The sequence below is a fragment of the Kitasatospora sp. NPDC059722 genome (genome assembly GCF_042733235.1).
Classification (GTDB): domain Bacteria; phylum Actinomycetota; class Actinomycetes; order Streptomycetales; family Streptomycetaceae; genus Kitasatospora.
The window spans coordinates 1-13,721 of sequence record NZ_JBHWGD010000133.1 but is presented as its reverse complement, the minus strand read 5'-3'; the positions used below and the strand labels follow the sequence as shown (position 1 = coordinate 13,721).

15 protein-coding genes are annotated in these 13,721 nt (G+C 73.4%); 5 read left to right on the top strand and 10 right to left on the bottom strand.

Annotated features, from left to right (window positions below; translation table 11 throughout):
- The 5 genes from ACFV4F_RS39595 to ACFV4F_RS39575 form a co-directional block, all read right to left on the bottom strand.
- Positions 1 to 351: hypothetical protein (locus tag ACFV4F_RS39595; protein ID WP_380510189.1), on the bottom strand; the 351-nt coding region annotated here is incomplete at its 3' end.
- A complete protein-coding gene (locus tag ACFV4F_RS39590) occupies positions 348 to 821 on the bottom strand; it encodes a hypothetical protein (protein ID WP_380510186.1) in 474 nt (157 codons plus the stop codon). The genes ACFV4F_RS39595 and ACFV4F_RS39590, both read right to left, overlap by 4 nt.
- The gene (locus ACFV4F_RS39585) at positions 797 to 2,131 is read right to left on the bottom strand and encodes an AAA family ATPase (protein WP_380510183.1); all 1,335 of its coding nucleotides are present in this window, start codon (positions 2,129 to 2,131) and stop codon (positions 797 to 799) included. Before ACFV4F_RS39585 ends, ACFV4F_RS39590 begins: the two co-directional genes overlap by 25 nt.
- Positions 2,132 to 2,223: 92 nt before the next feature.
- Positions 2,224 to 3,084, bottom strand: coding sequence for a BTAD domain-containing putative transcriptional regulator (locus ACFV4F_RS39580; protein ID WP_380442594.1), 861 nt, complete (start codon positions 3,082 to 3,084; stop codon positions 2,224 to 2,226).
- Between the two features lie 229 nt (positions 3,085 to 3,313).
- Complete coding sequence (locus ACFV4F_RS39575; protein WP_380510180.1) at positions 3,314 to 4,030, bottom strand: ScbR family autoregulator-binding transcription factor; 717 nt, start codon at positions 4,028 to 4,030, stop codon at positions 3,314 to 3,316.
- 461 nt (positions 4,031 to 4,491) lie between these two features.
- Here ACFV4F_RS39575 and ACFV4F_RS39570 point away from each other — a divergent pair, with 461 nt between their 5' ends.
- Together ACFV4F_RS39570 and ACFV4F_RS39565 are read left to right on the top strand one after the other, a co-directional pair.
- On the top strand, positions 4,492 to 5,682 hold the full coding sequence (locus ACFV4F_RS39570) for a ScbA/BarX family gamma-butyrolactone biosynthesis protein (protein ID WP_380510178.1): 1,191 nt from the start codon (positions 4,492 to 4,494) through the stop codon (positions 5,680 to 5,682).
- A gap of 149 nt (positions 5,683 to 5,831) precedes the next feature.
- Complete coding sequence (locus tag ACFV4F_RS39565) at positions 5,832 to 6,311, top strand: DUF5959 family protein (protein WP_380442540.1); 480 nt, start codon at positions 5,832 to 5,834, stop codon at positions 6,309 to 6,311.
- A 25-nt stretch (positions 6,312 to 6,336) separates the two neighbouring features.
- Here ACFV4F_RS39565 and ACFV4F_RS39560 read toward each other — a convergent pair whose 3' ends face one another.
- On the bottom strand, positions 6,337 to 7,743 hold the full coding sequence (locus ACFV4F_RS39560; protein WP_380510195.1) for an MFS transporter: 1,407 nt from the start codon (positions 7,741 to 7,743) through the stop codon (positions 6,337 to 6,339).
- A 307-nt stretch (positions 7,744 to 8,050) separates the two neighbouring features.
- Between ACFV4F_RS39560 and ACFV4F_RS39555 the strand changes: the two genes are divergently transcribed.
- Both ACFV4F_RS39555 and ACFV4F_RS39550 read left to right on the top strand, forming a co-directional pair.
- Positions 8,051 to 8,452, top strand: a complete 402-nt coding sequence (locus ACFV4F_RS39555; protein WP_380510175.1) for a hypothetical protein — start codon at positions 8,051 to 8,053, stop codon at positions 8,450 to 8,452.
- 152 nt (positions 8,453 to 8,604) lie between these two features.
- The gene (locus ACFV4F_RS39550) at positions 8,605 to 9,261 is read left to right on the top strand and encodes a transcriptional regulator (protein WP_380442536.1); all 657 of its coding nucleotides are present in this window, start codon (positions 8,605 to 8,607) and stop codon (positions 9,259 to 9,261) included.
- 15 nt (positions 9,262 to 9,276) lie between these two features.
- Here ACFV4F_RS39550 and ACFV4F_RS39545 read toward each other — a convergent pair whose 3' ends face one another.
- The 3 genes from ACFV4F_RS39545 to ACFV4F_RS39535 are packed head-to-tail and all read right to left on the bottom strand — an operon-like array spanning position 9,277 to position 12,085.
- Positions 9,277 to 10,275: an aminotransferase class I/II-fold pyridoxal phosphate-dependent enzyme gene (locus ACFV4F_RS39545; RefSeq protein WP_380510172.1), complete on the bottom strand. Its 999-nt coding sequence runs from the start codon at positions 10,273 to 10,275 to the stop codon at positions 9,277 to 9,279.
- Complete coding sequence (locus ACFV4F_RS39540; RefSeq protein WP_380510169.1) at positions 10,272 to 11,627, bottom strand: radical SAM protein; 1,356 nt, start codon at positions 11,625 to 11,627, stop codon at positions 10,272 to 10,274. The genes ACFV4F_RS39545 and ACFV4F_RS39540 overlap by 4 nt, the downstream gene beginning before the upstream one ends.
- A gap of 11 nt (positions 11,628 to 11,638) precedes the next feature.
- Entirely contained in the window at positions 11,639 to 12,085 is a 447-nt protein-coding gene (locus tag ACFV4F_RS39535; RefSeq protein ID WP_380442530.1) for a hypothetical protein, read from the bottom strand.
- 105 nt (positions 12,086 to 12,190) lie between these two features.
- Here ACFV4F_RS39535 and ACFV4F_RS39530 point away from each other — a divergent pair, with 105 nt between their 5' ends.
- Complete coding sequence (locus ACFV4F_RS39530) at positions 12,191 to 13,216, top strand: HD domain-containing protein (RefSeq protein ID WP_380510166.1); 1,026 nt, start codon at positions 12,191 to 12,193, stop codon at positions 13,214 to 13,216.
- A 3-nt stretch (positions 13,217 to 13,219) separates the two neighbouring features.
- Here ACFV4F_RS39530 and ACFV4F_RS39525 read toward each other — a convergent pair whose 3' ends face one another.
- On the bottom strand, positions 13,220 to 13,603 hold the full coding sequence (locus tag ACFV4F_RS39525; RefSeq protein WP_380510192.1) for a VOC family protein: 384 nt from the start codon (positions 13,601 to 13,603) through the stop codon (positions 13,220 to 13,222).
- Between the last annotated feature and the right edge of the window lie 118 nt (positions 13,604 to 13,721).

Genomic DNA, 13,721 nt, shown 5'->3' with positions numbered 1-13,721 from the left:
CGCCTGGGCGGGGCCGGTGTCGACCAGGGCGACGACCCGGCCGCGACCGGTGTCCGTGGTCGACTCGGGCGCGAGGTGCAGCAGTTCGCGGTCCGCGTACCGGCGCAGGAACTCGTCCGGGGCCTCGTCGGCGAGCAGCCACTCGGAGGGCAACAGCTGGTCCGGGCGCCCGGTGCGTGCGAGGCCGCCGTGGCCTTCGGGCGTGCCGAGGGCGCCGGCGGTGCTCTCGTACCCGCCGATGATGGCGTCCAGGCGGCGCAGCAACGGATCGAGGGCATCGGCGAGTTGGTGGCTGATGGCGCCGAGCGAGGCAGCCCGGCCCACGGACTCGACGGACGGTCGGACGGTCATCGCTCCCCCTCCCCGCGCGCGACGGACTCCAGCGCCGCCGGGTCCGTCCCGGGCGGTGGCCGGTCGGCCACCAGCGCGTGCCCCGGCACCAGGACGCACAGCTGCCCCTCACCCGCCCCGAGGGCGGCGCGCCACAGGGCGGCGGCGGGCTGCGGCCGCGCCGTGGTCGGTACCAGCAGGTCGCCGTCGAGCCCGAGGTAGCGGGCGCCGGGGGCCCACGGCAGGTCCTCGGTGGCGCCGAGCACGAGCAGGGCGGTGGCGTCGGCGGCGACACCGAGACGGGTGCCGGCCAGGAGGCGTTCGCGGGTGGCGGCGGCGAGGGCAGGGACGTCCTCGCCGAGCGCGAGCACGGCGGCGGCCGGCAGCGGCGGCTCACGGCGCACCCAGCGGAGCGGGACGGGCGCCGGACGAGAAGCGTCAGCCGGCACGTGGCGGTCGCCGCCCGTCAGGCGGCGGTCGTCGCCCGACATGCGGGGGCGACCGCGGCGACCAGGCCGGCGCGTATGCCGGCCAGCGCTCCGGGCAGGTCGGCCGCGGCGAAGCCGGCGTCGATCTCGCGCAGGACGGCCTCCAGCCGCAGCCGCGAGTCGCGCCCGTCGGGCAGTCCGGCGTGCTCGGCGAGCAGAGCGGCGCCCGTGCGCACGAGCCGTTCGGCGCGCGCGGTGGTGCTGCGGGAGAGCTCCTCGGCGGTGTGCGCCAGGCTGCGGTTGGCGGCGCCGTCGATCAGGTCGGCGAGGGTCTCGCGGGCGAGCGCCTGGGTGTCGGCGGTGGGCGCGACCAGTGGCAGCACCCACAGGTCGCGCGCGGAGGCCGTGGTGCGCCCGTCGAGGACGGCGGCCGCGGCGACGAGGTTCTGCGAGCGGACCGCCCGGCGGTCGCTGATCGGGACTCCCGCCGCCCGCAGCCGCCGCAGCGCGGTGCCGAGCAGTGGGGTGACGGCGTCCAGGTCGCAGGACCGGGCCGCGGCGGCGAGCCGGTCGAGCGCGCCGAGCAGCCTCGTCGGCCGTTCGGGTGCGGTGTAGGGCCGTCGGCCGGCGGTCAGCAGGTCCTCCAACTGTCCGTCGGGGACGGGCTCGACGAAGACGCGCGCTAGGAACCGGTCCGCGAAGGCGGCGAGGGCCGGGTCCTCGGGCAGGTGGTTGGCGGCGCCGACGCACACCCGCAGCGGGCTCGCCAGCACCGTCCGGCCGCGCCGGAACACCCGGTCGTTGAGCAGGCCGAGCAGGGTGTTGAGCACGGCCGTCGAGCCGAGGAAGACCTCGTCGAGGAACGCGAACTCGGCCTCGGGGAGCATCCCTTCGGTCGCGAACTCGACGTGGCCCTCGCGCAGCCGGCGCAGGTCGACCGGGCCGAACAGCTCGTTGGGCTCGGTGAACCGGCCGAGCAGGTACTCGAAGTACCGCCCGCCCAGCTGCCCGGCGACCCGCCGCACCGCCTCGGACTTCGCCGTCCCGGGCTCGCCGATCACCAGCACGTGCTCCCCGGCGACGGCGCACAGCGTCACGACCGGGGGGCGGTTTGGGGGTGGGGCACCCCCCCCCGCGGGGGCGGCCGCCGCGGCGGCGACCAGTTCGGCGTCCGCCGCGGTCGACCCGGCGGCGGTGGACGGTCCCGGGCCGCCCCGCCCGTCACCGGCGAAACCGGACGCGATGTCGGAATCGGGCGTCGAAGTGGCCCGGGATGCCCCGGGGGCATAGCGGGTCGGGGCGGGACGGGACGTCAAGGCGTCGGCGGCGTCCGTGGCATCAGCGGTGTCGGTGGCGTCGGTGGCGTCGGTCACGAGCACGGGAGTCTACGGGTGCCCCGTTCGCGCCCACCAGCGGGTTTGGCGCCGCTCGGTTCCGCGCCCGCCACGAAGGCTCCGGAGCCCGATCACCCGATCCGGCTGAGCCGGGCCCGCGTCGCCGGATCGCCCCCGACGGACGGGACCGCGGCCGGGCGGTCCGCCTCGACCCGCTCCGGCCCGGCGAGCAGGATCGTGCGCTGCAGCCGCCGCAGACCGGCCGAGGGCTCCATGCCCAGCTCCCGCACCAGGGTGTTCCGCAGCCGCTGGTACGCCTCCAGCGCCTCGCCGCGCCGCCCGGAGCGGTGCAGGGCGAGCATGTACTGACCGTGCAGGCTCTCGTGGGTGCGGTAGCGGTCGACCAGGACGGTCAGTTCGGCGAGCAGGACGCGGTGGCGGCCGAGCCGCAGGTCGGCCTCGATGCGCTGGTCCAGGGCGCAGAGCCGGGTCTCCTCCAGGCGTTTGGCCTCGACGGCGAGCTGGCCGCCGAGCGGGACGTCCGCGAGGGCCGGGCCGCGCCACAGGGCGAGGGCGTCGGCCAACTGCCGGGCCCCGAGCGCGTGGTCGCCGCCGTCCATGGCGCGGTAGCCGAGGCCGGCCAGGCGCTCGAATTCGTGGAGGTCGACGGTGCCGCCGCCGGTGTTGAGCATGTAGCCGCCGGGCGACGTCACCAGGACGTCCTTCGCGCACGTGGCGGCGCACGGCTCGTCGGCCTGGGCGAGCGCCTTGTCGATCAGGTCGCGCAGTTGCAGCACGTAGGTCTGGACGGTCGTGCGCGCGCTGCGCGGCGGGCGGCCGGACCACAACTCCTCGGCGAGGACGCCCGCCGGGACGACCTGGTCGGCCCGTAAGGCCAGCAGCGCGAGCACCTGCCGCGGTTTGGGCGCGGAGGGCACCACCGACTCCCCGCACACCCGGACCCCCAAAGCCCCCAGCACCCGGATCTCCACGATGACCACCCCACATCCAGACGCGTCGGCGGCCCCGACGGCCACCGGTCGGCCGAGTACCCGTCAGCCGGACGGCAGGGCACCCACCACCATCCAAAAACAGGGCGGACGGTTTGTCAATGGAAAACCGACCAAGCTGTTTGTTTTATGCCGAACAATTCGCCACCCGAAGCTCGACGGAGACCGACCGGGAGCGACGGGGACCGACCGAGCCCGACGGGCGGAGGCCTCAGCCGGCGTCCGCGCCGCCCACGGCGTCCGTCTCCTCCGGCGCTCCTGACGTCGCATCGGCCGCATCCGCACCGGCCGCCGCCCGCGCCGCCACCTCGGCCGCCACCCTGGCGCCGCGGTCGGGCGCGAGGTCGAGCGTGGCCAGCACACCGGGCATCGCGATGCTCGGCATGACGAGCCGGTAGAGCCCGGACACCCGGCGCTCCAAGTCCGCCCGCCCGGTGAGCTTCTGGGACTGGATCTGCACGCCGGTCCACGCTCCGGTCAGCAGCCAGGCGGTCTCGGCCGGCACCACGTGCGGCAGCAGTTCGCCCTGCTCCTTCGCCGCCACGAGCACCTCCTCCAGCCGGCTGATCCAGCCCTGGAAGGCGCCACCACGGAGATCGCCGAAGACGTCCTGGCCCAGCGAGAGCCGCGCGCCGGCGCTCAGGAGCGCATCCCGCGGCATCAGGTGCGCCACCACCATCCCGGTGTCGACGAACTCCTGGAGCTTGCAGCTCCGTTCGGGCAGCGGCCCTTGGACGAACTGCTCCTCCACGACGCCGAGCGCGAGGTCGCGCTTCGAGGCGAAGTGGAAGTACAGCGCCCCGCGCGTCACGCCCGCGCGCGCGACCACCTCGCCGATGGTCGCACCCTCGTAGCCGAACTCGTCGAAGACCGTCGCCGCGGCCTCCAGGATCGACCGCCGGGTCTGGACCGCCCTCTCCTGCCGCACCAACGCCACCACCCCTGAACCGTTCGGAGAACCAAACCAAACACCCTGTATCTTAGCCGTACAGGAACGGGCCGGTCCCCCTCCCCGGCGGTGTCTCGTCCGCTCGGGAACGCGGTGAAGACCGTGTGGACGGTACGGGTCGGACAGGCGACGCACGATTCGCCCGCGATCGGCCGGTACGGAACGCCGCCTCCCACTTCCCGCCGCCGTCCCGCCGGCCAAAGCGTGGTCAAATCACGCCCAAGTGTTCTTCCACCGTCGAATTGACCGCAGGTCAGGCACCCGTCCGCAAGCGCCGACGGCCTCCCGGACCCCTCGGTACGCACCCGGAGCGACGAGATCGCAACGCTCGGTCGCCGACGAACCGTGGTCCGGACTCCTTGAAAACCAAACCGGAAGGTACGTATCTTACGAGCCCTGAGCAGCCCTACCCGCCCGCCACGGCCCTTCGGAGCGCTCCCGTGACCCAGCTTGCCTATCGTGCCCCCGCGCCCTCGCGCGCCGCCACCGGCCTTCCCCGCGGCCTCTCCACCGGGCTCTTCGCCGGCTTCTCCGACGACCTTCCGGACGACCTCTCCACCGGCATCCCCGGTTTCGGGCCCGCGCATGCCGACTCCGCCGCCGGGCTCGCCGACCGCCCGATCGGTGCGAAGCCCCGACTGACCACCACCGTCCCCAAGGAGTACGTCCACCGCGCCTGTCACGCCGAGGTCTTCCTGACCGGCAGTGAGCAGTTGAGCGACACCACGTTCACCGTCACCGCGCAGTGGCCGCGCGCCCACACCTTCTTCAGTACGCCGGACGGCACCCGGCACGACCCGATGCAGGCCGCCGAGACGATCCGCCAGACCGGGCTCTACCTCGCCCACACCCGCTTCGGCGTGCCGCTCGACCACCGGTTCATGATGTGGAACCTCGACTGCACCACCCACCCCCGGCGACTCACCATCGGCGGCACGCCCACCGACCTCACCATCGAGGCCAGACTCGAGCCGCAGCCCAGAACCCGCACGACGATCGACTTCACCCTGACCATCACCATGCGCCGAGGCCCCCACGTCGCCGCGACCGGCCTCACCCGCTTCACCACCGTTTCCGACGCGACCTACCGTCGCCTGCGCGGCGCCTGCCGCAACCCCGACACGAACCGCGCGGACGGCACTAACGGCACCGACCGCACCGACCGCACCGACGGCCCCGGCGGCCCCGGCGGCCCCGACGGCACGAGCACGTCCGAGCGGCTCGTCCCCGCGCAAGCCCCGGCCGGGCCGCCACTGCCGCCCGCCCGGGTCGGCCGACTGCGCCCCGCCGACGTCGTGCTCACCCCGTCCGACGAGCCCGACACCTGGCACCTCACACCCGACCCGTGGCACCCGATCCTCTTCGACCACGCCATCGACCACATCCCCGGCATGGTCCTGCTGGAGGCCGCCCGCCAGGCCGCCAACGCCCTCACCTCCCCGGTCACGATCGCGCCGACCACCATGACCACCACCTACCACCGCTACGCCGAGCACGACGCGCCGACCACCGTCACCGCGTGCCTCAGCCGCGCCGAGGACCCCGACGCACTCACCACCGTCGTGACCGGCCACCAGTACGGCGCCCCGATCTTCACCACGGTCATCACCGGCCGCCCGGAACACGGGTGAGGCTCGGGCGAGCCACGGCCCGTCCGGCCCATCCGCCGGGCGGGACGTCCACATCGTGACAACGACCGGTCCCACCACCGGGATTGGCATCGGGCGAACACCTACGCGAGGATGAGCACCCTTTGGAAGGCTGTCACCGGGAGTGCACGATGAGTGAAGTCGCTTCGCAGCAGAACGAGTTGATCAGACTCGCCGACCGCCCGGGCGGCGCCGGGAAGAGCCTGCGGGTCCTCGTCCTCGGCCGGCGCGCCCCGGTCACGCCGCTCGGACACGGCCGGCTGGACTGCGAGATCGTCGCCACCGCCGAGGCGCTGACCGCCCGGTTCGCGACGGTCCTGACGGAACAACACCTCATCGACTGGGAAGCCGCCCTGGAGCGGCTCTCCCGCCGGGAGGCGGTCCGCTGGCTGGACGAGGAGCACGGGCCGGAGCTGCGGGTCGAGCCCGGCCGGCCCGGCGGGGTCTGGGTCACCGTCTCCGACGCCGAGGACTCCGGCGTGACCCTGCGCTTCATCCTCTCCCTCGCCCCCGGCTGGCTGGAGGAGCAGCACGCCCTCCTGAAGATCCTCCGGGAGGGCTACCCCATCGAGGCCGTCGTGCACTCCCCCGACGACAACGATGCGCAGTAGGAGAGCAACTCCCGTTTTCTCTTCCTCAGTTGTGCGTGCCCGACGCAAGCCGGCGCAGCGAGCGGTCGGGCAGGACGAGCGCGAGCAGGAGGGCGGCACCGCCGAGCATGAACAGTGCGAGGTGGTGCAGCCCCGCAGTGGTGGCGCCGTGGGGGAAGAACGCGGCATTGGCCGCGGAGGCCGCCATCGCGCCGAGGTACGTGAACGTGCGCAGCAGGCCCGCCGCGGAGCCGATCCGGGCCGGGTCGGCCTGGTGGTAAAGGGCGGCCTGGTTGGCCAGGCCGATGAGCCCCTGCGGGATCCCGGCGAGTATCCCGACGGCGGCCAGCAGCCAGATTCCGCTCCCGGTTCCGACCGACAACATCGCTGAACACGCGGCGAGTTGGAGGAAGGAGCCGACGACCAGCTTGCCGCGGACGGCCGTGCTGCGGCCGGTGGCGGCGGAGACGGCGAGGGCGGCGCCGGAGAGCGGCAGCAGGACCAGTCCGGCGGCCGAGGGCGTGAGCCGGCGGCCTTCCTCCAGCCACTGGATGTAGCCGTAGAGGAAGGCGTAGGAGGCGGTGTAGCCGAGGAGTTGGCGCAGGTAGGTGACGATCAGCGGGCGGTTCCCGGCGAGCGTCCGCAGGTCGATGAAGGGGTCGCGGACACGCAACTCCCGTGCGGCGAAGGCACAGGCGGCGGCGAAAGCGGCCGCCGGCAGGTACCAGTGGGCGGCCTGCGGCTTCATGAGGAAGAGCATCAGGGCGACGAGCATGGCGGCGAAGAGTGCGATCCCGGTGCCGTCCAGGCGGGCGGAGGTGCGCCGCGCGCGGGCCGGACGCCTCGGCAGGCGGGCCGCACCGAGCACCAGGCAGGCCAGCGACAGCGGCACGTTGACGGCGAAGACGGCCCGCCAGCCGCCGGCGCCGACCAGCAGCCCGCCGAGGGTGGGGCCGATGACGGCGACCGTCTGGTTGGCGACGGCCAGCGCGGTGAGCACGCCCGCCGGGCCGTCCCGCCCGGTCCGCGCGGCCTCGCTGCGGGTGAGGTGCATCGCGGCGGGATAGGCGGCCGACGTGCCGAGGCCCAGCAGTACGCGGGCGGCGATCAGCAACCCGAGTGAGGGGGCGAGCGCGCCCAGCAGGCCCGCGACGCCGACCAGTGCCGTCCCGGCGAGGTAGAGGCGACGGGGCCCGTGGGTGTCGACCAGTCGCCCGATCACGGGCTGGCCGACGGCGGTCGCGAGGTAGAGCGCCGAGACGAGCCAGGCCGTCTCCGCGGGCGGGGCTCCGAAGGCGGTGCCGATGGGCACCAGGGCGACGGCGATCATCGAGGAGTTGACCGGGTTCAGCACCGAGCCGAGGACCATCGGGGCGATCAGCCGCCGATCGAACTCCCCCTCCCGGACCGGCTGTTGTCCACCGCGGGGTAGCGACCGGATCCGGGCGAGCAGGGCCGGCGCCTCCGGCACGGTGACACGCTCGGCGGACTCGCCGACGTCGGCAGGTTTCTCGTTCACTCCGTCCACGGTAATTTCATCAGCCTTGACTGTCCAGCCTTGCTGTACAGTTCTCCTGTGCAGTTTTGCTGCACAGTTTGCCCACCGGAACCGTCCACCCCCGGGCAACCGTCCCCAACCCCCTCGACCTCACCCGCTCCGGCACGACGGGCGACGCCCGATCCGCCACCCTCGCCGGCCGGAGGGACGACGGAACCGCCGCAGCCCGTTTCGGCGTTGGTGAGGACGGGAGGGAATCGACATGACAAGGAAGCCGTACCGGATCACGATCGCCGCGGTCGCACTGCTCGCCGCCGCCCCGCTGTTCACCGCGTGCAAGAACGCAGACCAGGCGCTCGACTGCGGGAAGCGGGCCATCAGCGTCACCGGCGACGTCCAGGACCTGGCCGACTCGGCGGTCAACGTCGGGCAGATCACCGACGACAGCAAGCGGCAGCACACGCTCGACGCCCTGAAGAAGATCAGGGACGACGTCAAGAAGGTCCGCGAGAGCGGCAGCGACGGCAAGCTCGACAAGGCCACCGACAAGCTGTCCAAGACCATCGACGACGCCCAGAAGGCCGTCAACGACGGCAAGCAGCCCGACGTCGGCGCCATCGTGAGCGCCGCCACCGACGTCACGACGGCCTGCGGCTCGTCCTGACGACCCGCGCCGACGAACACGCCGGGTGCGGCGGCAGCCCGCCGCCCACCCGGCCTGTCGCCGCACCCGGCCCCCGGCGAGGCGGTAGGAAGGGACACCGGGGCCGCACCGCCCAGCGCCCCACCCGCAGCGCCCGTCCACGGAGGCACCAGGTGAACCACCCGATCCTCGCCCAGATCCAGCGACTGCGCGCCGAACTGGCGCCCGGCGACACCGCCCCCGCCCTCGTCACGGCCCTCGCCGACGGCCGGGCCCCGCTCACCACCCTCGCCGAACTCGCCGCCCAGCAGCACCGGATCATCACCTCCGACCGGCGCAGCCTGCTCCTCCTCGCCACCCGGTGCGCCGACCGCCCGGCGGGCGCCTGGTTCGCCACCCTGGCCGACGGTGAGAGCGCCGCGCTCCGCACCCTCCCCGCCCTCGCCTCGGCCTGCGGCCTCGACCCCGACGGACTCGCGCACCACCCGCCCCTCGCCGGCTGCCAGGCCTACCCCGCGTACCTCGCCTGGCTCGCCCTCAACGCGCAGCCGCCCGCGGCGGCCGTCGCCCTCGTCGCGAACTTCGCGGCCTGGGGCGGCTATTGCGCCACGATCGCCGAGGCCCTGCGCCGCCACTACGGCTTCCCGGACGAGGCCTGCGCGTTCTTCGACTTCTTCGCCCAGCCCGCGACCGCCCTCGAAGAACAGGCCGCCGAATCCCTCGGCCCGCACCCCCTCGACGACCACACCCTCGCGGCGGCCCGCGAACACGCCCTCCTGCTCCAGGCCTACGAACACCTCTTCTGGAACACGCTGGCCACGCCCTCCTAGCGCTACGGCCCAGCGCTACGGGCCGAAGGCGCCCGCGAGGCTGGTCAGGACCGAACCGGACCAGTCGCTCTGCCCGAACACCCCGGCCGGCAGGGCGAGCACGCCGTACTCGCGCCGGAGCGTCTCCGCCGGGATCCCGACCGGGAAGAAGTAGTTGCCGGGAGACGTCCGGCTCGCCGCGGGAATCGCCCCGAGGACGTCGGCCGGCAGCCGCGCGAACAACCGCTCGGCCCGTGCGGCCAGTTCGTCGGCGGCCTGCCGGGGCACGTCGCCGTGCTCGGTCAGCAGGCGCTCGGCGAGGCTCAGTTGATCCGGTGTCGGCGGGTCCGCCCGGAACGCCTCGGCCAGTTCGGGCTGCTCCGGACCCAGCAGGACCACGCCGAACGTGCGCGGCCACAGCCAGCCCTTGGTCACCGAATGCAGCAGGACCGCACGGCCGGTCTCCAGCAGTCGCCGCGTGCCGGCCGCGAACGGGGCTCCCAGGTCGTAGACGGCGTCGATCAGCAGACGGCGGTGCGGCGACTCCCGCAGCCACGAGATCACCGCGCCGCACTCGGTGTCGGTCAGGTACCGGCCGAGCGGCTTGCTGGGGTTGGCGAGCAGCAGGTACTCGGGCCGGTCGTCCGCCGGCGACCCCGGCAGGGCCGGTGCCGGAAGCGTCGGGTAGGACCCTGGCTCCAGCCCTGCGGCGCGGGCCAGCTCGAAGTACACCGGGTACACGTCGCCGGGCAGCCACAACCGCGCCCGCTCGGCGCGCAGCCGCGCGAACACCACCCCGAGGCCGTGCCGGACCCCGCGGGAGACCATGGCCCGGCGGGACCACTCCTCCGGCAGCCCGTACCGCCGCAGCCAGGCACGGGCGAGATCGCACCGGTACACCGTGTGCGGCTCGGCCGGCGGCTCCGGTCGCAGTGCCGCGAGCGCCCGGTACACATTGGTCTCGGCCGCGTCCAGCAGCGAGGGATCGGCGCCGAGTTGCCGCTGCCGGAACTCCTGGAACTCGTCGAACCTCATGCGGGTGCTCCCTCCCGCACGATCTCGCTCGCCCGGTCCTCCAGGGAGACGTAGCAGCGTCCGTCCGCCAGGACGTTCCAGCTCCGCGCGGTCCCGGTGGTGCGTTCCCAGAGCAGGCTGGGCTCGGTGTACGCGGCGATCCGCATGGGCCGGCCCTCCCAGGTGCCGTCGTAGACCGGCGCGCCCCAGGGCAGCCGGCTCGACAGCGCAAAGCCGTGCTGCTCGGCGAACCGGGTGACGACGGACAGCGAGACCTGGTGCTGCCGGCTCCAGACGTTGGCCGCGCGCTCGAAGTAGAGGGACTCGGTACTGGTGGAGACGTAGAGCTCCTTGAAGCACACCTCGTCGACGCCGAGGTCCGCGGCCCACGAGAGGTAGTCGGCGACGCCGCTCGCGTCGGCCACACCGCCGTGTTGCAACACGCAGATCAGCCGCATCCGCAGCCCCGGCCAGCGCTCGCGCTCCGCACGCCAGGTCTCGACGACGGAGCCCACCGGCGTGCGCAGCGACATCAGCCGCTCGCTGACGGCGTCGTCCTGGTGGTGCCGGGAGACGGCCAGCACGCTCAGGCCCGCCGAGCTCAGGGCGGCCAGCCGGTCGGCGCGATCGGCGTGCTCGCCCTGCGCCAGGTTGTGCGCGTTGGTGATCAGGACGACCTTCGGGAAAGCCGCCGAACAGGCCGACACCAGCCGAAGCTGCTGGTCGAACGGCAGCAGCGTGGGCTCGCCGCCCCCGGTGATCACCGCGCGCTCGGCACCCGCCGCACGGGCGCGCTCCAGCCAGGAGGTGACGGTGTCCCACGGCACCCGGGCCGGTGGCTGGTCGCTGGAGATCGAGGCCGCGGAGAAGCAGAACGAGCACCGGGCCTGGCAGGCGGAGGCGACCGGCAGGACCGAGACCGAGCGCGGCCGCAGCTCGGCGTAGGGTCTCCGGGCCGCCTCCTGCAAGTGCAGGGAGGCCGCCATCGCGTCCTCGACGGTCGTCGGGCGCAGGGTGACCTCGTCGTCCGCGTGGTCGAGCTCGTGGACGGCCGACAGCCGGATGCTCGCCTCGTGCAGTTCCATGCCGAGGCCGGTTCTCGTGTTGGGCACCAGCGCGTCGGGATCCACCGAAGTCTCCAGCACCAGCAGCCGGTCGCCCGGAACGGCCAGCCGCTCCAGCAGGCGCCGCGCCTTGCCGACGCCGATGCCCAGCTCCGCCCGGGTCAGCAGGTGGAACCGGTCCGGGTAGGTGCTCTCCGGGATCCCCGCCTTGCCGTAGGCGAACGCGTACTTGTCGAAGCCCCTCGCGAAGTTCGACAGCACGATGACGTGGAAGCGCTGGTCGCTGGATATCATCCCGTCATCATGCATGACCGGACCTCTCAGTCCGATTCCTCCTTCTGCAGGTGCAGGACGAGGAACAGCGCGAGGACCAGGTCGTCCGACAACGGTCCGTACCCGTCCGGCAGCTGCACCCAGCGCGGGCGCGCGCCGAGCCGGTCGTAGTCGAGCCTCATCGGACCCACCGCGCGCACGCGGTTTCCCATGTGGTCGGCTTCGAGGTCGTACGGGCCGATCCGGTGGAGCCGGTTGCCCATCCGGTCGTACTCGAGCGTCCAGCCCCCCGCGGTGCGCAGCCGGTTCCCCATCCGGTCGTACGTGAGCTCCACGTGCCCGACCCCCGCCAGCCGGTTCCCGAGCCGGTCGTAGCGGAGCTCCCAGGCCCCGAGCGTCCGCGGCTTCGCCCCGAACCGCCGGTACCCGAGCTCCCGGTCCCCGATCGCCGTCAACAGACCGCCCATGCGGCTGTACACCAACTCCACCTGCATGCCGTTCCCCCCGAGACGCCCCACTGCAGACCCGACACGCTCCTCCGGGTCTTCTCCACCATTATGGAGTGGTGCGGGCGGGCGAGCGGTTCCTAGAGTTGCCCGATGCCTGCTCACATGGACCAGACCGCACCGGCCGCGCCGACCAACGTCGTGGGGGCGGCCCCGGTGTTCACCGATCCGCTCTGGCGGGTTCCCGTCGAACTCAGGCCCGTGGAAGTCGAGTTGCTTCGGAGCGAGCCACTGCGGCGGCTGCACTTCGTCGTGCACGGCGGAGCCTCGACGATCAGTACGCTGCAGTCGTACTCCAGGCTTGAGCACACCCTCGGGGTGCTCGCGCTGGTCGTGCGCTTCCGGCCCCGGGACGAGCTCCTGCGGGTCGCGGCGCTGTTGCACGACATCGGGCACCTGCCGTTGAGCCACACCTTCGAAGGCCTCGGCGGGCTCGATCACCATGCGATCGGCTCGCAACTGCTACGGGCCGAACCGATCCGGGGTGTGCTGGAGAAGCACGGGGTCGATGCCGACGCCGTCGTCTCCCTGCTCGACGGGAATCCGCTCACGCCGCTGACCGGGCGCTCGGGGCTACTGAACCTCGACCACCTCGACTCCTACGCGCGCAGCGGTCGTGCCGCCGGGCGGCTCGACGTCGATCCGGCCGCGCTGCTGGGGCGGCTCGGGCTGGTGGACTCGGCGGTGTCGGCCGGCCGCGAGGACGCTGCCGTACTCGTCGGGCTGGTCGCCGCGGAGGCGCGGCTCCACACCTCGTGGGACAACGTGGGGCCGGTCTCGGTGGTCCGACGGCTGGCGGGCCGGCTGCTCGACGACACCGGGCTCGACCCGGGCCGGCTCGCCCGGATGACCGACCACCGGTTCTGGTCCGCGCTCGACGCCTGCGCCGCCACCCGGACGGAGAGCGGCAGGATCCGGTACGAGCCGCACCGGCTGAAGGTCACGATCGGGCACGCCACCGACGACGACGGCACCGGGTGGGACTTCTCCCTGCGCAAGATCTACAGCTCCGCACCGCTGGTGGACGGCGAGCGGATCGAGACCGCCGCCCCCGAACTCGCGGAGGAACTGGACGCCCTGCGCCTGCTGCCCACCGACTTCCACGTCCGGTGGAGCTGAGCGTCAGGGGATGGCGACGAGTTCGACCTCGAAGCCGTCGGCGTTCTCCAGGTAGGCCGCGTACGTCTGCTCGCCGCCGGCGTGCGGGTGGCGGTCGGGAAACATCAGGCGCCAGCCGTGCCGGGGCGCCTCCGCTACCAACTCGTCCACGGCGCGCGCGTCTCTCACGTGGAACGCCAGGTGGTTCAGCCCGGGGCGGCACCGGTCGTGCGCGTCGGCGGTGAGGGCCGGGGACTGCTCGACGACGAGGTAGGTCGCGCCGAGCCGCCAGCTGCGGCCGTTGATCCAGCGCTGGAACGGCGTGTGGCCCAACGCCTCCAGCAGCCAGCCGAAGGAGGCGACCGCCCGGTCTAGATCCGGCACCCAGATCTCGACGTGGTGCAGCATCCCGTGGGTCCCGTGTGGTTCCGTCAACTCGCTCCTCGTTCCCTCACCGGCACGACCGCTGCGCAGGAATTGGGCCCCGCCGACATCCATCGCGGCACGTTCGCCCGGTCTCTCAGGC